At 70.1% G+C, this 19,220-nt stretch carries 21 protein-coding genes; 9 read left to right on the top strand and 12 right to left on the bottom strand.

The features are described 5' to 3' along the window. Positions 1-27: 27 nt before the first annotated feature. From IEX18_RS11530 to IEX18_RS11505, 6 genes are all read right to left on the bottom strand, one after another. A complete protein-coding gene (locus IEX18_RS11530) occupies positions 28-747 on the bottom strand; it encodes a response regulator (protein WP_188659416.1) in 720 nt (239 codons plus the stop codon). A gap of 91 nt (positions 748-838) precedes the next feature. After that, positions 839-1,348, bottom strand: a complete 510-nt coding sequence (locus IEX18_RS11525; protein WP_188658918.1) for an EF-hand domain-containing protein — start codon at positions 1,346-1,348, stop codon at positions 839-841. Positions 1,349-1,470: 122 nt separating this feature from the next. Further along, the gene (locus IEX18_RS11520; RefSeq protein WP_188658917.1) at positions 1,471-2,247 is read right to left on the bottom strand and encodes an acyl-CoA thioesterase; all 777 of its coding nucleotides are present in this window, start codon (positions 2,245-2,247) and stop codon (positions 1,471-1,473) included. Beyond that, a complete protein-coding gene (locus tag IEX18_RS11515; RefSeq protein WP_188658916.1) occupies positions 2,244-2,939 on the bottom strand; it encodes a glutathione binding-like protein in 696 nt (231 codons plus the stop codon). Before IEX18_RS11515 ends, IEX18_RS11520 begins: the two co-directional genes overlap by 4 nt. Positions 2,940-2,964: 25 nt before the next feature. After that, positions 2,965-3,750 (bottom strand): tryptophan 2,3-dioxygenase, encoded by a 786-nt coding sequence (locus IEX18_RS11510; protein ID WP_188658915.1) that lies wholly within the window; start codon positions 3,748-3,750, stop codon positions 2,965-2,967. Continuing rightward, entirely contained in the window at positions 3,747-5,012 is a 1,266-nt protein-coding gene (locus tag IEX18_RS11505; protein ID WP_188658914.1) for a TetR/AcrR family transcriptional regulator, read from the bottom strand. The genes IEX18_RS11510 and IEX18_RS11505 overlap by 4 nt, the downstream gene beginning before the upstream one ends. A 126-nt stretch (positions 5,013-5,138) precedes the next feature. Between IEX18_RS11505 and IEX18_RS11500 the strand changes: the two genes are divergently transcribed. From IEX18_RS11500 to IEX18_RS11480, 5 genes are all read left to right on the top strand, one after another. After that, the gene (locus IEX18_RS11500; RefSeq protein WP_188658913.1) at positions 5,139-6,401 is read left to right on the top strand and encodes an acyl-CoA dehydrogenase family protein; all 1,263 of its coding nucleotides are present in this window, start codon (positions 5,139-5,141) and stop codon (positions 6,399-6,401) included. Next, complete coding sequence (locus IEX18_RS11495; RefSeq protein WP_188658912.1) at positions 6,398-7,450, top strand: phosphotransferase family protein; 1,053 nt, start codon at positions 6,398-6,400, stop codon at positions 7,448-7,450. The genes IEX18_RS11500 and IEX18_RS11495 overlap by 4 nt, the downstream gene beginning before the upstream one ends. After that, positions 7,447-8,238 (top strand): SDR family NAD(P)-dependent oxidoreductase, encoded by a 792-nt coding sequence (locus IEX18_RS11490; protein ID WP_188658911.1) that lies wholly within the window; start codon positions 7,447-7,449, stop codon positions 8,236-8,238. Before IEX18_RS11495 ends, IEX18_RS11490 begins: the two co-directional genes overlap by 4 nt. Positions 8,239-8,335: 97 nt before the next feature. Beyond that, a complete protein-coding gene (gene ndk / locus IEX18_RS11485) occupies positions 8,336-8,758 on the top strand; it encodes a nucleoside-diphosphate kinase (RefSeq protein WP_188659415.1) in 423 nt (140 codons plus the stop codon). Then, positions 8,758-9,279, top strand: a complete 522-nt coding sequence (locus IEX18_RS11480; RefSeq protein ID WP_188658910.1) for a GNAT family N-acetyltransferase — start codon at positions 8,758-8,760, stop codon at positions 9,277-9,279. The genes ndk and IEX18_RS11480 overlap by 1 nt, the downstream gene beginning before the upstream one ends. Before the next feature lie 189 nt (positions 9,280-9,468). On the opposite strand, the gene IEX18_RS11475 is transcribed toward IEX18_RS11480, so the two are convergent. The 4 genes from IEX18_RS11475 to purM are packed head-to-tail and all read right to left on the bottom strand — an operon-like array spanning position 9,469 to position 12,071. Beyond that, on the bottom strand, positions 9,469-10,050 hold the full coding sequence (locus IEX18_RS11475) for a hypothetical protein (RefSeq protein ID WP_188658909.1): 582 nt from the start codon (positions 10,048-10,050) through the stop codon (positions 9,469-9,471). Beyond that, positions 10,047-10,418: an MmcQ/YjbR family DNA-binding protein gene (locus IEX18_RS11470; protein ID WP_188658908.1), complete on the bottom strand. Its 372-nt coding sequence runs from the start codon at positions 10,416-10,418 to the stop codon at positions 10,047-10,049. The genes IEX18_RS11475 and IEX18_RS11470 overlap by 4 nt, the downstream gene beginning before the upstream one ends. After that, the gene (gene purN / locus IEX18_RS11465; protein WP_188658907.1) at positions 10,378-10,965 is read right to left on the bottom strand and encodes a phosphoribosylglycinamide formyltransferase; all 588 of its coding nucleotides are present in this window, start codon (positions 10,963-10,965) and stop codon (positions 10,378-10,380) included. The genes IEX18_RS11470 and purN overlap by 41 nt, the downstream gene beginning before the upstream one ends. Next, a complete protein-coding gene (purM, locus tag IEX18_RS11460; protein WP_188658906.1) occupies positions 10,962-12,071 on the bottom strand; it encodes a phosphoribosylformylglycinamidine cyclo-ligase in 1,110 nt (369 codons plus the stop codon). The genes purN and purM overlap by 4 nt, the downstream gene beginning before the upstream one ends. 62 nt (positions 12,072-12,133) lie before the next feature. Here purM and IEX18_RS11455 point away from each other — a divergent pair, with 62 nt between their 5' ends. Genes IEX18_RS11455 through IEX18_RS11440 form a run of 4 tightly spaced genes read left to right on the top strand, consistent with a single transcriptional unit; the run spans position 12,134 to position 17,608 of the window. Next, positions 12,134-13,342, top strand: coding sequence for a heavy-metal-associated domain-containing protein (locus IEX18_RS11455; protein ID WP_188658905.1), 1,209 nt, complete (start codon positions 12,134-12,136; stop codon positions 13,340-13,342). Next, positions 13,339-13,959 (top strand): HdaA/DnaA family protein, encoded by a 621-nt coding sequence (locus tag IEX18_RS11450; RefSeq protein WP_188658904.1) that lies wholly within the window; start codon positions 13,339-13,341, stop codon positions 13,957-13,959. The genes IEX18_RS11455 and IEX18_RS11450 overlap by 4 nt, the downstream gene beginning before the upstream one ends. Next, a complete protein-coding gene (locus tag IEX18_RS11445; protein WP_188658903.1) occupies positions 13,956-16,112 on the top strand; it encodes an RNA degradosome polyphosphate kinase in 2,157 nt (718 codons plus the stop codon). The genes IEX18_RS11450 and IEX18_RS11445 overlap by 4 nt, the downstream gene beginning before the upstream one ends. 2 nt (positions 16,113-16,114) lie before the next feature. Further along, complete coding sequence (locus IEX18_RS11440) at positions 16,115-17,608, top strand: Ppx/GppA phosphatase family protein (RefSeq protein WP_188659414.1); 1,494 nt, start codon at positions 16,115-16,117, stop codon at positions 17,606-17,608. Between the two features lie 26 nt (positions 17,609-17,634). On the opposite strand, the gene IEX18_RS11435 is transcribed toward IEX18_RS11440, so the two are convergent. Beyond that, a complete protein-coding gene (locus IEX18_RS11435; protein WP_188658902.1) occupies positions 17,635-17,937 on the bottom strand; it encodes an I78 family peptidase inhibitor in 303 nt (100 codons plus the stop codon). Then, the gene (rnd, locus tag IEX18_RS11430) at positions 17,934-19,109 is read right to left on the bottom strand and encodes a ribonuclease D (RefSeq protein WP_188658901.1); all 1,176 of its coding nucleotides are present in this window, start codon (positions 19,107-19,109) and stop codon (positions 17,934-17,936) included. Before rnd ends, IEX18_RS11435 begins: the two co-directional genes overlap by 4 nt. Between the last annotated feature and the right edge of the window lie 111 nt (positions 19,110-19,220).

Below are 19,220 nucleotides of genomic sequence, written 5' to 3'. Positions count from 1 at the left end.
TGTGCGGCCAGGGGCGCAGCCTGACGCTCACAGCTTGGTCACGCCGGTGGCGAGCGTGTAGCCGCCGCCCCAAACCGTCTTGATGATCTCGGGATTGCGCGGATCCGCCTCGATCTTGCGGCGCAAGCGGCTGACCTGGTTGTCGATCGCCCGGTCGAAGGCGGCGGCCTCGCGTCCCTGGGTCAGGTCGAGCAGCTGGTCGCGGGTCAGCACCTGCCGCGGCCGGGTGACGAGCGCGAGCAACAGGCTGTATTCGCCGGTCGACAGCGGCACCGACACCCCCTCGCGGTCCACCAGCGCCCGCTCGCCCGACTTCAGCACCCATCCCGCGAAGGCATAGGAGCCGCTTTCCGGCGCATGCTGGCGCGTGCCGCCTGCCTGGGTCCGGCGCAGCACCACCTTGACCCGCGTCGCGAGTTCGCGGGGCGAGAAGGGCTTCACGACATAGTCGTCCGCGCCCATCTCCAGCCCGACGATCCGATCGGTCTCCTCCGCCTTGGCGGTGAGGAGGATGACGGGCACGTCGCTGGTCGCGGCGATGTGGCGGCACAGGCTGAGGCCATCTTCGCCGGGCATCATGATGTCGACGATGGCAAGGTCGATCGCATAGGCGGCGAGCCGCGCCCGTGCGCTCTCGGCATCGCCCACCTGGGTGACACGAAAGCCCTGCTTGGTCAGGTAGACCGCCAGGGGTTCGCGGATCGAACGCTCGTCGTCGACGAGCAGCAGGTGCGGCTGATCTCCCATGACGTCGGGCTCTAGCATGTTGCTCCTTCCGGGAAAGCCGCCGCCCGCCCAAATGGGAGGGGAGGAGAGCGGACGGCGGCGCTCCGCCGGATCAGCGCCCGGCGGAAGGGGGAGGGCCGTCGCCGTCCGGACCGCCATCGGGTCCGTGCGCGCGCGCCGCGGCGATCTCGGCGCGATCGATGCGGCCATCATGATTTGTGTCGAGACGGTCGAAGCGGTCGCCGGCACGGGCGAGGAAATCGGCACGCGTCATCTCGCGATCGGGCATCGGGCCACCCGGCGGTGGACCGCGGCGCTCGCCGTCCGGGCCACCCCGCCGGTCACCCCAGCGCTCGCGCCGATCCTCGCCATCCCGTCCGCCGCGCATCGCGAAGCCGGCGCGGTCCGGTCGGCCCGCACGACGTTCCTCGGCGGTGAGCCGGCCGTCATGGTTCGTGTCGAGCCGGTCGAAGGCGGCCATCGCCTCCTCGCGGGTGACGACGCCGTCGCCATCGGCGTCGGCCCGACGCCCGGTCGTGATCATCGGTGGCGGCGGGGGCGGGGGTGCCGCCGCTTCGGTCTGGGTCAGGACGGCGGCGAGCAGCAAAGCAAAGGGTTCCATGCGACGGATCTCCGATTCGGGCCGGGTCCCTGTCCCGTCCGAATGATCGCCCTTCTGACGCCGGTCCGTCGCGGCCGTGTGTCGCGCCGCTGGAAAATTGTCGCAAAGATTGTCGGAGAGGCTCAGCCGAACAGGGCGACGCTCTGCATCTGGGTGGCGACCTGGCGCCCGGCTCCGTCCCAGATCGCCATGCGCTGGCTGGAGCCGCCCGCGCCGGCCTGATCCGCCGCGGCGTGGAGCAGCCACCAACCGCTTTCGTTGGCAGGTATCGCGCCGAGCAGGTCGACCTGCCAGGTCAGCGAACTGAGCGGCACCCGGGCGGGCGCGAGCCGCAGCGCCGCCGGGGGCAGGGCGTCGCCGATCGCCATCAGTTCGACCTCGGGATGGAGCGCCTCCCGCGCGTCGAGCCGGACCCAGCGCAGCCAGCGCGGGGGCCGGGCTTCGGCCGGGCTATGATCGCGGAAGCGGAAGTTCTGCGTGAAGGCGACCTCGGCCAGGCCGCCGGTGACGACATCGTCCGGGGCCGGTGCTGCCACTGGCGCGGGGTCCGCCTCCTGCACGATGACCGACTCGCGCTCGCGCATGAAGACGAAGGTGGCGGACAGGCCCAGCCCGGCTTCCCCGACGATCTCGACCCGGACGAAGGCCGCATTGCGCCCCTGGCGCAGCAGGGTCGGCCGCAGCGCTATCGCCCCCGCGAGCGGTCCGACAAAGGCGATCTGCGCGGAGCGGAGCGGCGGCAGGTCAGGATGGGCCTGCCGCGCCGCATGTACCGCCAGCGCCGCGCTGACCCCGCCATAGCAGGTGCGGCCCTGCAGCCAGTTGTCCGGCACGAGCGCGTGGAACTCGCCATCGCCGTCCGGCCTCGTCGCGGCGATCAGCGCGGGCAGGCTGGTCATGCGGACTGCCGGCCCTGGCCGAACAGCACGCGCTTCGCCTCTTCCTCGTCGATCTGCGTGCGCTCGGTGATCGCCTGTCCCTTGGCATAGGCGGCGACGACCGCAGGCCGGGCGGCGATCGCCTCGAACCAGCGCTTCACATGGGGGAAGTCGTCCAGTCGCTGCCCCTGCGCCTCATGCGGCACGATCCACGGATAACAGGCCATGTCCGCGATCGAATAGTCGCCGGCGATGAAGTCGCGATCGGCGAGCCGGCGGTCGAGCACGCCATAGAGGCGCGCCGTCTCGCGGACGTAGCGGTCGATCGCATAGGGGATCTTCTCCGGCGCGTAACGGGTGAAGTGATGGTTCTGGCCGAGCATCGGCCCGAGGCCGCCCATCTGCCACATCAGCCACTCGGTCGCCACGATGCGGGCGCGCGGGTCGGTCGGCAGGAACTGCCCGGCCTTGTCCGCGAGATAGAGGAGGATCGCGCCGCTCTCGAACACGCTGAGCGGCGCGCCGCCGTCTGCCGGTGCCGTATCGACGATCGCGGGCATCCGGTTGTTCGGCGCGATCTTCAGGAAGTCGGGCGCGAATTGTTCGCCCTTGGAGATGTTCACCGGATGGATGCGATAGGGAAGCTGCGCCTCCTCCAGGAAGATCGTGATCTTGTGGCCGTTGGGCGTCGGCCAGTAATGCAGGTCGATCATCGGTGATGGCTCCGTATCGGGAGGGTCACAAACGGGTACGCATCGTCGCGAGTTCAGGAAAAAACGGCGATTCGAGGACTTTGGCGAGATAGCCGACGCCCGCCGTGCCGCCGGTGCCGGTCTTGAAGCCGATCACCCGCTCCACTGTCTTGAGGTGGCCGAAGCGCCAGAGCTGGACGCGATAGTCGAGGTCGACCAGCTTTTCGGCGAGCTCGTACAGGTCCCAGTAGCGCGCCGTATCGGCATAGATCGCCGCCCAGGCCGCCTCCACCGCGGGCTCGGGCCGATAGGGTTCCGCGAAGTCGCGGTCGAGATGTGCGGCCGGCATGGCAAAGCCCCGCCGCGCGAGCAGCCGCAGGACCTCGTCATACAGGCTCGGGCCGGCGAGATCGGCGGCGAGCGTCGCGTGCACCTCCGGCTCGTCCCGGTGCGAACCCAGCATCGCGGGATTCTTGTTGCCGAGCAGGAATTCCATGCGGCGATACTGGTCCGACTGGAAGCCCGAACTGGTGCCGAGCCGCCCCCGCATCGCCGCGTAGTCGGCCGGCGTCATGGTCGCCAGAACTTCCCAGCTCTGGATCAGCTGCGCCATCACCCGCCCGACGCGCGCCATCATTTTGAAGGCGGGCGGCAGGTCGTCGGCGGCGATGCGCGCGCGTGCGGCGGACAGCTCGTGCAGGCACAGCTTCAGCCAGATCTCGGACGCCTGGTGGATCGCGATGAAGAGCAGTTCGTCATGCGCCTCGGACAGGGGCGTCTGGCAGTCGAGCAGCTCGGGCAGGCGCAGATAGCTCCGATAGGTGATCGTCATGGCAGGACGGACGAGGCCGCCATCCGGTCGTCGAACAGGCCGAACAGCAGGGTCGAGGCATACATCGCCACCGCCCGCTCGCGGGGCATGGCAGAGGCCCATTTGCGCATGTCGAACGCCGCATTCTGGAGCGAGGTCAGCGTCTGGGCCGCGATCAGCGCATCGACTGGGCGGCACGATCCTTCCGCCACCCCGTCCATGATCGTGCCGGCATAGCGGCGGGCGATCCGGTTGGACCGGTCGACCATCGCCTCGCGCTCGCCCGGCGGCAGCCCGGCCAGCGCCGTGGTGCGCAGCAGCGGCGCGGACTCGGCGAACTGGACGTCGATCAGCGTCGCGATCGTGCTCGCCAGTCGCTGCCAGTGGCTGCCGCCCCGTTCGTCGGCGAGCGCCTGCGCGGCCGAGATGGTGTCGAAGCTGCGACGGTAGCAGGCCAGCACCAGCTCGTCCTTGGCGTCGAGATGATGGTAGAAGCTGCCCTTGGTCACGTTGAGCTCGGACGCGATCCGCTGCACCGATGCGCCGCGATAGCCGAGGGTGTTGATCAGCCGGGTGGCGGCGAGCAGGAAGGCGGCGCGCCCCGGCTCGGCCTCGTCATGGCTGAGGTCGAGCAGCCGCGGTGCCCATTCCGCGCTCGGTGCGGCGATGCCGTGCGCGAACACGTCCATCAGCCTTGCTTCGACCCGGCCATATTGGTCGGGATCGTAGCGGTTGATCCAGATCGGCAGCCAGAAGGTATTCTCGAGGATGACGTGCGCCCGCGCGCCGTTCAGGTCCTTCTGCGCCCGCGAGGTCGGCTCGCCCCACAGCGCGCGCGTCTCGCGGAACACGCGCTGCCAGCCGGCGAGCAGGCGGCTCTTGATCGGTTCCTCGGTCGCGCGAAGGTCGGACAGAACGGCGAAGGCACTGTCCTCGCCGGCCGCGATCCGCTGCAGGCGCGCCATGTAGAGCGACAGATAGCGCGCCACCCGCGTGCGCGGGTCGGGCCGGGTGGCGGCGTCGGCGACCATCTCGGTCAGCCGCTCCAGCGTGTTCTCGAACGCGGCGGCGGCCAGATCCTCCTTGCGGCGGAAGTAATAGGTGACGCTGGTCGTGTTGAGCCCGACCCGGCGCGCGACGTCGGCAAAGGTCATGCCCTTGGCCGATTGCTCGTTGATCGCCTCCGCCGCCGCGGCCAGGATCGCGTCGCGCTTCGCGCGGAAGCGCCGCGTTCCCGTCTCTCCCCCCGCGGCCGTCCCCGCCGCCTCTTGTCTCTGGTCCATCCTCCAACGTCTATCATCTCATTTTTGAAGGTACAGTGCGTTGTGACGGCGCGCGCGGACAACGCCTTTACCGAAAAACCGGTACGGTCTAAGCCGAGGCCAGAACCAAGTATTGGAGAGGCGGCGATGGACTTCAGGCTGGACGAGCGCCAGGCGCACTTTCGCGACCGGGTGCGGGCCTTCATCGACGCGGAGATCCGGCCGCGCGACGCCGAATACCATCGTCAGTCGCAGCAGGGCGAGCGGTGGAAGGTCCTTCCGGTGATCGAGGAGGTCAAGGCGAAGGCACGCGCCGCGGGCCTGTGGAACCTGTTCATGCCGCCCCATTCGGGTGCGCCGCCGGTCGACGACCGCTTCGTCTTCGAGGGCGAGCAGCTGACCAACCTCGAATATGCGCTCTGCGCCGAGGAGATGGGGCGGATCGGCTGGGCGAGCGAATGCTTCAACTGCTCGGCGCCCGACACCGGCAATATGGAGGTCTTCCACCGCTACGGCACCTATGCGCAGAAGGAGCGCTGGCTGCGCCCGCTGATGGACGGCGAGATCCGTTCCGCCTTCCTGATGACCGAGCCGCAGGTCGCCTCGTCGGACGCGACCAATATCGAGACGGCGATGGTCCGCGACGGCGACCATTATGTCGTCAACGGCCGCAAATGGTGGTCGAGCGGGGTGGGCGATCCGCGCTGCAAGGTGGCGATCCTGATGGGCAAGACCCGGTTCGACGGATCGCGCCACAGCCAGCAGTCGATGCTGATCCTCGACCTCGATACGCCGGGCGTGACGATCGAGCGGATGCTGTCGGTCTATGGCTACGACCATGCGCCCCACGGCCATGGCGAGGTCGTGCTGAAGGACGTGCGCGTCCCGGCGGAGAACATCCTGCTCGGCGAGGGGCGCGGGTTCGAGATCGCGCAGGGCCGGCTGGGGCCGGGGCGGATCCATCACTGCATGCGCACGATCGGCGTCGCCGAGGCGGGGATCGAGGCGATGGCGAAGCGCCTGCTGTCGCGCACCGCCTTCGGCAAGCGGATCGCCGACCACAGCGTTTGGGAGCAGCGGATCGCCCGCGCCCGCATCGATATCGAAATGACGCGGCTCCTGTGCCTCAAGGCCGCCGACATGATGGACCGGGCGGGCAACAAGGCCGCGCAGCTCGAGATCGCGATGATCAAGGTGCAGGCGCCGACCATGGCGCTGCGCATCCTCGACGATGCGATCCAGGCCCATGGCGGGGGCGGGGTCAGCGGCGACTTCCACCTGGCGCATGACTGGGCCTCAGTCCGCACGCTGCGCTTCGCCGACGGGCCGGACGAGGTGCACAACCGGGCGATCGCCCGCGCCGAGTTCGGCCGCTACCCCGACGCGCAAGCGGAAGCGCCGGCGCGATGACCGCGGACGACGGCACCGTCCCCGTTGCCGCAAAGGACCGGCTCGACCTCGCTCGGCTCGGCGAGTGGATGGCCGCGCATGTGGATGGCTATGCGGGCGCGCTCTCCTACCGCCGTTTCGCGGGTGGCCAGTCCAACCCGACCTATCTGCTCGAGACGCCGGCCGCCGCCTATGTGCTGCGGCGCAAGCCGTTCGGGCCGATCCTGCCATCTGCCCATGCCGTCGAACGCGAGTATCGCGTGATCGCGGCGCTCCATCCCACCGGCTTCCCCGTGCCGCAGCCGCTGGGCCTGTGCGAGGATGACGGGGTGATCGGCGCACCCTTCTACGTCATGGAGCGGGTCGCGGGGCGGACGATCTGGGACGGGTCGATGCCGGAGCTGGCGCCCGAGCAGCGCCGCGCGCACTACCATGCGCTGGTCGACACGCTCGCCGCGCTCCACCGCATCGATCCGGAGGCGGTCGGTCTTGGCGGTTATGGCCGGCCGGGCAATTATTTCGAGCGGCAGGTCGCGCGCTGGACCAAGCAATATCGCGCGTCGGAGACCGAGCGGATGGAGCCCGTCGAGCGACTGATCGACTGGCTTCCCCGAACCCTGCCGCCGCAGACCGCGACCGGGATCGTCCACGGCGACTACCGGATCGACAACCTGATCTACGCCGCGCAGGGGCCGCAGGTGCTGGCGGTGCTCGACTGGGAATTGTCGACGCTGGGCGATCCGCTGGCAGACTTCTCCTACCTGATGATGAACTGGGTCACCGCGCCGGAGGGACGGTCGGGCGTGCTTGGCCTCACCGGGCCGAAGACGGGCATCCCGACGCTGGACGAGATGGTGGAGCGCTATTGCGCCGCGACTGGCCGGGCCGGCGTGCCGCAGCTCGACTGGTACTTCGCCTACAACCTCTTCCGCCTGACCGGGATCGTCCAGGGCATCAAGCGCCGGATCATCGACGGCACCGCCTCTAGTGCGCAGGCGGAGGCGACCGCGGCGCGGGTCTACGGCCTGGCCGAGGCGGCGTGGACATTCGCGGAAAGGGCCGGGGCATGATGCGGTTCGAGGGCAAGTCGGTGATCGTGACCGGTGCCGGGTCCGGGATCGGCCGCGCGGCCGCCATCGCCTTCGCCGCGGAAGGCGCGCGGGTGGTGTGCGCCGACCTCAGCGATGGTGCTGCGGCAACCGCCACGACGATCGGCCCGGCCGCCCGCGCGATCCGCATGGACGCGGGCAGCGAGGCGGACGTGATCCGCACCGTCGAGCTTGCCGTCGCGGAACATGGCGGGATCGACGTGATGTTCGCCAATGCCGGCATTTCGGGCGGGCTGCCGGGCATCTTCGACACCGACGCCGCGCTCTTCGCCGAGGTCCTGCGCGTCAACCTGCTCGGGCCCTTCCTCGCGATCAAGCACGCTGCGCCGCGGATCGCCCGGCGAGGCGGCGGCGCCATCGTCCTGACCGCCAGCGTCGCCGGCCTCCGCTCCGGGGCGGGATCGCCGGCCTATTCGGCCTCGAAGGCGGGGGTGATCAACCTCGCGCAGGTCGCCGCGCAGCAGCTGTCCGGCAGCAACGTGCGCGTCAACGCGCTGCTACCCGGCCTGACCGAGACCGGCATGACCGCGCCCGTGTTCGACCATGCCCGCGCCGTCGACAAGCTGGACCGGATCGGCCGTCTCAATCCCCTTCGCCGCGCGGCCCAGCCGGAAGAGCTGGCGAAGGTGGCGCTGTTCCTCGCCTCCGCAGAGGCGAGCTATGTCAACGGACAGGCGCTGGCGGCGGACGGCGGCCTGTCGTCGAGCCACCCGGTGACGCGGCAGGATTACGGCCAGACCGCTGCCTGAGCCGCCAGCGGCCATCCCTGTTGCCAATGCGCCGCCCGCCGACTAGGGCGGCGCGCCATCTATCCCCCTATTCCATAGACAGGAGCCCGTGACCGTCATGGCCGCGAACCGTACCTTCTCGATCATCAAGCCCGACGCGACCCGCCGCAACCTGACCGGCGCGGTCACCAAGATGCTGGAGGAGGCCGGCCTGCGCGTCGTCGCCTCGAAGCGCATCCAGATGACCAAGGAGCAGGCCGAGGGCTTCTACGCCGTCCACAAGGAGCGGCCCTTCTTCAACGATCTGGTCAGCTTCATGATCTCCGGCCCGGTGGTGGTGCAGGTGCTCGAGGGCGAGAATGCCGTCCAGCGCAACCGCGACATCATGGGCGCGACCAATCCCGAGAACGCCGCTCCCGGCACGATCCGCAAGGAGCTGGCGGAATCGATCGAGGCGAACTCGGTGCACGGCTCGGATTCGGACGAGAATGCGGCGATCGAGATTGCCTATTTCTTCCAGCCCGACGAGATCGTCGGCTGATGCCCGACTGGCGGCTGCGGCAGGCGTCGGTCGACGATGCCGCCGCGGTCGCCCTGGTCGCGCAGGCCTGTTTCCTCGCGACCTTCGCCGGGGTGCTGGCCGGCCCGGACATCCTCGCCCATCTTGCCGGCAAGAGTAGCGCAGACGTCTTCGCGCGCTGGGCCGCGGATGACGCGGCCGTGCTGACGCTGGCCGAACATATCCGTGGCGGCGCGCCGGTCGGCTACACGCTGTTGACCCCGCCCGACGAGGTGGGGGAGACCCGCCCGGGCGATATCGAACTGCGCCGTATCTATGCGCTGTCGACGATGCACGGCACCGGCCTCGGCGCGGCGCTGCTCGCGCAGGCAGTGGCCGATGCGAGGAATCGGGGCGCGCGACGGATGCTGCTCGGCGTGTTCGCCGGCAACTTGCGGGCGAGGCGCTTCTACGAGCGCGAGGGGTTCGTCGCCATCGCGGAGCGGCGGTTCAAGGTCGGGGCCACGCTCCACGACGATTTCGTCTACGCGCTGGAGTTGTGAGGTGCGCCACCCGCCCTCCCGTTGGTGCTGAGCTGTTCTTCTTCGCCACCAGCGTGGCGCCCGGAGGAAAGCAGCCCTTCGACAGGCTCAGGGCGAACGGGTGAGAGGGCGCGCCAACCCACTCCCAAACCGTTCGTGCTGAGCTTGTCGAAGCCCTGTCCTTCCTCGCTGCCTACGCAACGTCAGCGGTTAAGGCTTCACCCGCAACCACGCTGCATCCAGCGCCGCCTGATCCCCGCCTCGCGCGCGCAGCCGCAAGCCTTCCATCCGCACCGTGCGTCCGCGCAGCAGGCGTCCTTCGGTCCGCCAGACGATGTCGTAGATCCCGCTGCTCGATCGCTCGGTATCCCCGTCCCAATAGCGCAGGCGGATCAGCACCGGCAGCCGGCCGGTGCGGCGATCGGCTCCGCCGTCGGTCGCCTTGAGCAGCGGTTCCTCGAACCATCCCGCATCGATCGCGGGATCGCCGGGCGGGCGCTGGGTCTCGACGCCCAGCGCTCCGGGGAAGCTGATCGCCGCGTCGGACAGGTCGTGGCGCTCGTCCTTCAACGTCAGCGTCCGGCCGCCATCCTCGACCGAGGCGACCAGCTCCACCCGCGCCCGCTCGCGCGCGGCGCTGGCCTGCTCGCTGGCCTTGTCGATCCGCTCGTCGCGCTTGTCGGACCAGCTGAGCCACAGGGTCAGCGCGCCGATCACCAGCCCGGCGACGGCCACCGCCTCGGCCAGGCTGACCCAGCGGCGGCGGGTGGCCTGATCCGGCGTCTCGCTCATCGCCCGCCCGCCTCCAGCAGCCGCGCGGGCGCCGCCAGTTCCCAGCTTCGTGCGATCCGATCCTCCACCAGCGCCCAGTCGGGGTCACCAGCCAGGTCGATCGCCACCCAGCCCGCCGGCCCCAGATAGGCGGGACGGCTATAGGTGGAGGGCGCTCCGTCGAGCAGCATCGCCTGCTCGTCGCTGCCGCTCGTCTTCACGCACACCACGGTGCGCCCGTCGCCGTGATGATCGTCGCGCAGCTGGGCGAACTGGCGGCCGGCGACGAAGAAGGTCGGCTGGCCATGACTGGTCCGCTCCTCCGTCTCCGGCAGGAGCAGCGCGATCTCACGCACGCGCGACAGGGGGGACGCCACGATTTCGCTCATCGGCCACGAACTCCGTCAGGATATGCGGGTATAACGCATGTTCGGCCTCGAGGACGCGGGCGGCGAGCGTCTCCGCCGTGTCGCCGGGCAGGATCGGCACCGCCGTCTGCCCGAGCACCGCGCCGCCGTCCAGCTCCTCGGTGACGATGTGGACCGAACAGCCACCCGCTGCATCCTTCGCCGCGATCGCACGCGCATGCGTGTCGAGTCCCTTGTACTTCGGCAGGAGCGAGGGGTGGATGTTGACGATCCGCCCCCGCCAGCGCGCGACGAAATCGTCCGACAGCAGCCGCATATAGCCCGCCAGCGCGATCACCTCGACCCCCGCGTCGCGCAGCGCCGCATCCAGCGCCGCCTCATAGGCGGGCTTGCCGATGCCCTTGGGCGAGAGCGCGAAGGTGTTCAGCCCGCGCGCCCTGGCCCAGGCGATGCCGGCCGCGTCCGGCTTGTCCGACGCGACCAGCGCGACCTCATAGCCCCGCGCCCGCTCGACCAGCGCCTGCATGTTCGAGCCGCGCCCTGACAGGAGGATGCCGACCCGCGTCATGCGTGATGGGTCGCCGTCCAGTCCGCCCGCGCGCTCCAGGTCTCGGTCGCGCCGCGCACGGTGCAGCCGCGCGCGCCGGCCTCGACCCGCCCGATCGCGAAGACCGTCTCGCCCGCGGCTTCCAGCGCCGCCGCAACGCGCGACGCTTCGGCTTCGGCGACGATCGCGACCATCCCGATGCCGGTGTTGAAGGTGCGCGCCATCTCCTCGGGCTCGATCTGCCCCTGCGCCTGCAGGAAGGCCATCACCCGTGGCAGCGGCCACGCATCGGCATCGATCACCGCATGCGTCTCGACCGGCAGCACCCGCGGCACATTCTCCAGCAGGCCGCCGCCGGTGATATGCGCCAGTCCGTGGATCGCCCCTTCGCGCAGCAGCGGCAACAGGCTGGCGACATAGATGCGGGTCGGCGCCATCAGCGCGTCGATCAACAGTCGGTCCTGGTCGAACAGAGCCGGCCGGTCGAGCCGCCAGCCCTTGTCGGCGGCGAGTCGGCGAACCAGCGAGAAGCCGTTGGAATGGACCCCCGACGAGGCGAGACCGAGGATCACGTCGCCCGCCGCGATCCTGTCGCCCGTCAGCAGCCGGTCGCGTTCGACCGCGCCGACGCAGAAGCCGGCAAGATCATAGTCGCCCGGTGCGTACATGCCCGGCATCTCCGCCGTCTCGCCGCCGATCAGCGCGCAGCCCGCCTGCCGGCAGCCCTCCGCGATCGAGGCCACGACCCGCTCGGCGACCCCCGCCTCCAGCTTGCCGCTGGCATAATAGTCGAGAAAGAACAGGGGCTCGGCGCCCTGGACGATCAGGTCGTTGGCGCACATCGCGACCAGATCGACGCCCACCCCCTCGTGCCGGTCCCACTCGATCGCCAGCTTCAGCTTGGTGCCGACGCCGTCATTGGCGGCGACCAGCAGGGGATCCGTGAACCCCGCCGCCTTCAGGTCGAAGATGCCGCCGAAGCCGCCTAGATCGGCGTCCGCCCCGGGCCGCCGCGTCGACCGGGCGAGGGGGGCGATGGCGCGCACCAGCGCATTGCCCGCGGCGATCGATACGCCGGCATCGGCATAGGTATAGGGGGTGGAGGACGGCTGCTCTGTCTCGCTCATGCGTGTCGACTAGCCATATCGCGCTTGGATTTCCACGCCCGCTTCTGCAAAAGCGGGATTGCATGGCTCGCCCGTCGATCGTTCTCGCCGCCGCCGCGGCCCTGTTGGCCGGCACGGCCGTGCTCGCCCAGATCGAGGGGGCCGGCCGCGGCGTCGCCCCGGTCGATGGCGGCGGCGCCTTCGAGGTCAGCGGGCTGACGGTCGATGTCGGCGGCAAGACCGCCGAGGCCGCGCGGCTCGGCGGCTGGCGGCTGGCGCAGCGCAAGGCGTGGGTGCAATTGTCGAAGCGGCTGGGCGGGGGCGGCGCGCTCCTTTCGGATGCGACGCTCGACCAGCTCGTCTCCGGCATCGTCGTCGAGAACGAGCAGATCGGGCCGACCCGCTACATCGCCCGGCTGGGCGTCCTGTTCGACCGGACGCGGGCCGGCGCGATCCTGGGCATCGCACCCGATCAGGGTCGCTCGGTGCCGATGCTGGTGGTGCCGCTGCAATGGTCTGCGGGCGTCGGCCAGGTGTTCGAGGCGCGCAGTGAGTGGCAGCAGGCCTGGGCCCGGTTCCGCACGGGCAACAGCAGCATCGACTATGTCCGGCCCGCCGGTACGGGCGCCGATCCCCTGCTGCTCAACGCGGGCCAGGTTTCGCGTCCGGGACGTGGCTGGTGGCGGCGGATCCTCGACCAATATGGCGCGGCCGACGTGCTGATCCCGGCCGTGCGCCTCTATCGCCAGTGGCCGGGCGGGCCGGTGATCGGCGTGTTCGAGGCGCGGCACGGGCCGGACGACACGCTGCTCGGCCGCTTCACCCTGCGGGTCGGCAGTGCCGAGGGGATCGCACAGCTGCTCGACGTCGGCGTGGCGCGGCTCGACGGCCTCTACCAGCAGGCGCTGCGGCAGGGTCGGCTCGCGCCCGACCAGGCGCTCACGCCGCCGCCCGATCCCGATGCCACGCCGACGCCGGAACCCGAGGCGGCGCCGGTCGAGGGGGAGAGCGGCGAGGTCGCGGTGTCGACCGGCACCACCCTGACGATCCAGTACGATACGCCCGGCGTGTCGAGCGTCGCCAACAGCGAGGCGCTGGTTCGCGCCATCCCCGGCGTCCGCTCCGTCGCGACGACCAGCCTGGCGCTGGGCGGGGTCTCGCTGATGCGCGTCGTCACCGATGGCGATCTCGCCGCACTCCAGGCGGCGCTGGAGGCGCGGGGCTATCAGGTCGCGGTCTCCGGAACGACGCTGCGCATCCGCCGCAGCGAGCCCGCGGCGCCGGCCGGATGAACCAGATGGCCTTGCCTCTTGGTTGGCCGACCGACCCGCGCGACGAGGCCTTCCTGCTCACCGCATCGAACGAGGCGGCGGTCCGCACCCTGGAGGGCTGGCGGGACTGGCCGGTCCGCTCCGCATTGCTGACCGGCCCGGCCCGCAGCGGCCGCTCGCTGCTGGCGGGACTGTTCGCGCGGCAGAGCGGCGCCCGGGTGATCGACGATGCCGCGACGGTGCCGGAGGTCGAGCTGTTCCACGCCTGGAACCGCGCGCAGGAAGACGCTCAGCCGCTGCTGATCGTCGCCGATGCCCTGCCGCCGGCCTGGCCGGTGTCGCTGCCCGACCTGCGGACCCGCCTGGCAGCGAGCCCGCATGCGGCGATCGGCGCGCCCGACGATGCTCTGTCGCGCGCGCTGATCGCACGGCATCTGGAACGCCGCGGCCTGCCCGCGCCCCCCGATCTGGTCGAATGGCTGGTCGCGCGCGTTGAGCGCACGCACGCCCGGATCGAGGCGATCGCGATCGCCCTCGACCGACTGTCATGGGAACGTCGCCGTCGTCTGACAATTCCGCTGGCCCGAACCTTGCTGATCGAAGCCGGCTTCCTGACCGGCCTACCGGAGGACGCATGACCCGCCCCGCCCACATCGCCCCGCTCGCCCAGCCGGAGGACGATGCCAGCGCGCCCGAGCCGAACGACCGCTACTTCAATCGCGAGCTGTCCTGGCTCGCCTTCAACCGCCGCGTGCTGGAGGAGGCGTGCAACGATTCGCACCCGCTGCTCGAACGGTTGCGCTTCCTGTCGATCTGCGGGTCGAACCTCGACGAATTCTTCATGGTCCGCGTCGCCGGGCTCAAGGGCCAGCAGTCGCAGGACGTCGATCGCCGCTCCGTCGACGGCCTGACCCCGGGCCAGCAGCTCGCCGGCATCGTCGCCGAGGCGGACCGGCTGATGGAGAGCCAGCAGCATATCTGGGCCGACCTGCGCAACCTGCTCGACGAGGCGGGCATCTGGGTGCTGCGCCGCGACGGCGTGGACGAGGCGGCGCGTGGCTGGCTGGAGGATCATTTTCGCGACCAGATCTTCCCGACGCTGACCCCGCAGGCGCTCGATCCCGCGCACCCCTTTCCCTTCATTCCGAACAAGGGGCTGTCGATCATCTTCGACCTCGAGCGGATCGCCGACGGCGAGCCGATCCGCGAGGTGCTGATGCTGCCCGCGACGACGCCGCGCTTCGTTCGCCTGCCGGGCACGGAGGCACGCTATGTGTCGGTGGAGGCGGTGGTGAAGCGCTTCGCGTCGCTGATCTTCCCCGGCTATGTCGTCCATGGCGCCGCGGCCTTCCGGGTGCTGCGCGACAGCGACATCGAGATCGAGGAAGAGGCGGAGGACCTGGTCCGCTACTTCGCCAAGGCGATCAAGCGCCGCCGGCGGGGACGGGTGATCCGGCTGGAGCTGGAGACGGGCATGCCCGATCCGCTCGCCGCGCTGCTGAAGAGCGAGCTGGGCGGGGCCGAGGCGATCATCACCGAGAGCGGCCAGCTGCTCGGGATCGCCGACCTCGCGATGCTGGTCGACGAGGACCGGCCGGACCTGAAGTTCCCGCCGCTCACCCCGCGCTTCCCCGAACGCATCCGCGAGTTCGACGGCGACTGCTTCGCCGCGATCCGCGCCAAGGACATCGTCGTCCACCACCCCTATGAGACGTTCGAGGTGGTGATCGCCTTCCTGAAGCAGGCGGCGGCCGATCCGGATGTGATCGCGATCAAGCAGACCCTCTATCGCGCGGGCAAGCAGTCGGCGGTGATCGCGGCGCTGGTCGCCGCGGCCGAGGCGGGCAAGTCGGTGACCGCGGTGGTCGAGCTGAAGGCGCGCTTCGACGAGGAGCAGAACCTCCTCTGGGCCTCGCAGCTGGAGCGCGCCGGGGTGCAGGTCGTGTACGGCTTCATCGACTGGAAGACACATGCCAAGGTGTCGATGGTGGTTCGCCGCGAGAATGGCAGCGTGCGCACCTACTGCCATTTCGGAACGGGCAACTACCACCCCGTCACCGCGCGCATCTATACCGACCTCAGCTACTTCACCGCCGATCAGGCGATCGGGCGCGATGCGGCGCAGATGTTCAACTACATCACCGGCTATGTCGAACCGCGCGACATGAACTGCATCGGCCTGTCGCCGCTCGACCTGCGCCAGCGGCTGACCCGGCTGATCGACGACGAGATCGCCCATGCGCGTGCCGGGCGGCCCGCGGCGATCTGGGCCAAGATGAACTCGCTGGTCGACGCGCAGATCATCGACAAGCTCTACGAGGCGAGCGGCGCCGGGGTGCAGATCGACCTGATCATCCGCGGCATCTGCTGCCTGCGCCCGCAGGTGACCGGCCTGTCGGAGAATATCCGGGTGAAGTCGATCGTCGGCCGCTATCTGGAGCACAGCCGCATCTGGGCGTTCGGCAACGGCAAGGCGCTGCCGAACGACGGCGCGAAGCTGTTCATCTCCTCGGCCGACTGGATGCCGCGCAACTTCGACCGGCGCGTCGAATATATGCTGCCGATCACCAATCCCACCGTCCACGACCAGATCCTCGACCAGGTGATGGTGGCCAACCTCCTGGACGACGAGCAGAGCTGGATCCTGGGGCCGGACGGGGAATATGTCCGTGTGATCCCCGGCGAACGGCCTTTCAACCTCCACCGCTACTTCATGACCAATCCGTCGCTGTCGGGCCGCGGCGCGGCGCTGGAGAAGGTGCCGACACTGTTGCTGCGGACGATTTCGTGAGCCTGTTCCCGCGCAAGTCCCCGTCCGGGCCGCGACCGGAGCCCCTCGTCGATCGCGCCCGCGTCGCGATCATCGACATCGGCTCCAACTCGGTGCGCCTCGTCGTCTATGAAGGGCATCCGCGGCTACCCGCGGTGCTGTTCAACGAGAAGGTGATGGCGGGCCTCGGCCGAGGGCTGGCGGCGACGGGCGCGATCGACTCCGCCTCGCTGGCGCTGGCGCGGCAGGCGCTCGCCCGGTTCGCCGCGGTCGTGCGCGAGATGGATGTGGCGACCGTCCGCACCGTCGCCACCGCCGCGGTGCGCGACGCTGCCAATGGCCGGGACCTGATCGAGGCCGCGCAGGCGCTCGGCCTGTCCGTCGAGATCCTGAGCGGCGAGCAGGAGGCGGCGGGTGCCGGCCATGGCGTGCTGTCGGGCATCCCCGATGCCGACGGGATCGTCGGCGACCTGGGGGGCGGCAGCCTAGAGCTCGTGCGGGTAACAGGTGGCCGGATCGCGGATCGCGTGTCCTTCCCGCTCGGCGTGCTGCGGATCGCCGGCATGCGCGGCAAGCCGCTCGACGCCCATGTCGGCAAGCTGATCGCGAAGGCCGGCTGGGCCGGTCGCGGCAAGGGCCTGCCGCTGTACCTCGTCGGCGGGTCGTGGCGGGCGCTGGCGCGGCTCGACATGGTGCGCAACGTCTATCCGCTGCCGATCGCGCACCAATATGCGCTGGAGCCCGCCGCGATCGCGCGGCTGGCCCGCAGCATCTCGCATCTCGACAAGGCGCAGTTGCGCGCGATCCCCGGCCTGTCGTCGGGCCGCACCGCGACGCTGGCCGATGCCGCCGCGCTGCTCGGCGTGCTGCTGCGCCGGCTGGAGAGCCGCACGACGATCGTCTCCGCCTATGGCCTGCGCGAAGGGCTGCTCTATGCGGCGATGGATGCGGAGACGCGCGCGCTCGATCCGCTGATCGTCGGCGCGCGCGAAGAGGGGCGGGTGCTCGGCCGCTTTCCCGAACATGGCGACCTGCTCGACCGGTGGATCGCACCGCTCTTTGCCAGCGACGCGCCCTCCCATGGCCGTATCCGCCATGCCGCGTGCCTCCTCGCCGATGTGGGCTGGCGCGCCAATCCCGAGTTCCGGGCGGAACGTGGCCTGGAAATCGCGCTCCACGGCAATTGGGTGGCGATCGAGGCGGAGGAGCGCGCGATGCTGGCGCAGGCGCTGTTCACCAGCCTGGGCGGCGGCATGGGCCATCCCGCGCCGCTCCCCCGCCTCGCCCCGCCCGAGGCGCTGCGCCGCGCGGTCGACTGGGGACTGGCGATGCGGCTCGGCCAGCGGCTGTCGGGTGGGCTGGCGGGCCCGCTCACCCGTTCGTCGCTCGCGCTCCACGGCGATGCGGTGGCGCTGGCCCTGCGACCGGAGGACCGGTCGCTCTATGCCGAGACGGTGGAGAAGCGACACTCGGCTCTGGCGACCGCGCTTGCGCGCAAGCCGGTGCTGATCGGATAGGGACGTACCTCAGGCGGGTGCTGCGATCACCCGCAGCGCAGGCCCTCGACCCGCCTGGCATCATCGACCAGGATGTTCAGCCGGTCCTCGCGGAAGTCCTGCGTCGTGATGTCGCCGGGGCGGATCACGCGCGCGATGCGACTGTCGGTCGCGTAGCGCATCTCGTCGCGCATCGGCAGGCGGAAGCGGGTGCCGACGTAGCGCATGCGTACAGCCTCATCGACCCGACAGGGGCCGGCGGGCTCGCGTGGCGGCGGCGTCGTCGCACAGCCGGCCAGAGCGGCGATCATCGCGGCGGCCGTGAGGCCATAGGTGGCGACCGTGGTCATGCAGGCTCCTCTGCTCGGGTCATCATCAGCCGTCCGGCCTTGACGGTGAAACCCAGCCGCCCCTCGACCAGATCCACGGCATCGCGCCCGAACTGATCGTAGCGCCATCCCTCGAGCATCGGCAGTCCCTTGCGGACGCCCGCCGCGAGCGCCTCGAGCTCCTCGCTGCGCGCCAGCAGCTTCGACGCCACGTCGATGTCGCGCGCGCGAATCTTGAGGAGCAATTTCAGCAGATCGGCGACCAGCGCGCCGTCCTTGCCCAGCCCCGGCTTGCGGTCGTCGCGGGGCGGCAGTTCGTCGGCGGACAGCGGCACCGCAGCCTCGATCGCCGCCATCAGCCGCGCGCCGATGTCGTTCCCCGCCCAGGTCGCCGACAGGCCGCGCACCTTGGCGAGATCGGCCTGCTTGCGCGGCGGATTGCCGGCGAGGTCGCCCAGCGTCTCGTCCTTGACGATCCGGCCGCGCGGCAGGTCCTTGGCCTGCGCCTCCAGTTCGCGCCAGCGCGCCAGCGCCTTGAGCCGGCCCAGCACCTCGGGCTTGCGGCCTGAAATGCGGACGCGCTTCCAGGCGAGATCGGGATCGTTGGCATAGTTGGCGGGATCGGCGAGTCGCTCCATCTCCTGGTCCAGCCATGCGCCGCGGCCGGTCTTCTTCAACCGCTCGAGCATCTTGGGGAAGATGCGCGACAGGTGCGTCACGTCGCCGATCGCATATTCGATCTGCCGCGCATCGAGCGGCCGACGCGACCAGTCGGTGAAGCGCGCGCCCTTGTCGATGCTGATGCCCAGCCAGCTGTCGACCAGATTCGAATAGCCGATCTGCTCGCCCTGACCCAGCGCCATCGCCGCGACCTGCGTGTCGAACAGCGGATGCGGGGTCTTGCCGGTCAGATTGTAGATGATCTCGATATCCTGCCCGCCGGCATGGAAGACCTTCAGCACATCCTCGTTGTTCACCAGCAGGTCGAGCAGCGGACCCATGTCGAGGCCGGGCGCCAGCGGGTCGATCGCGGCCGCCTCCTGCGTGTCGGCGATCTGGATCAGGCAGAGTTCGGGCCAATAGGTACTCTCGCGCATGAACTCGGTGTCGACCGTGACGAAATCGGCCTGGGCGAGGCGGGAGCAGAGATCGGCGAGCGTGGCGCTGTCGGTGATAAGCGGATGGACGTGCATCCGACCGCCCATAGACCGACGCGCACGGGTTGACAAAGAGGGGGTGAGAGGGGGAGGGGCAACCCCATCTCCTCCATCGTCATGCCAGCGCAGGCTGGCATCTTTCGGTGG

It is taken from the genome of Sphingomonas metalli (assembly GCF_014641735.1).
GTDB lineage: Bacteria > Pseudomonadota > Alphaproteobacteria > Sphingomonadales > Sphingomonadaceae > Sphingomonas > Sphingomonas metalli.
The sequence above is the reverse complement of the archived record's forward strand: the minus strand, read 5'-3'. Positions and strand labels throughout refer to the sequence as shown.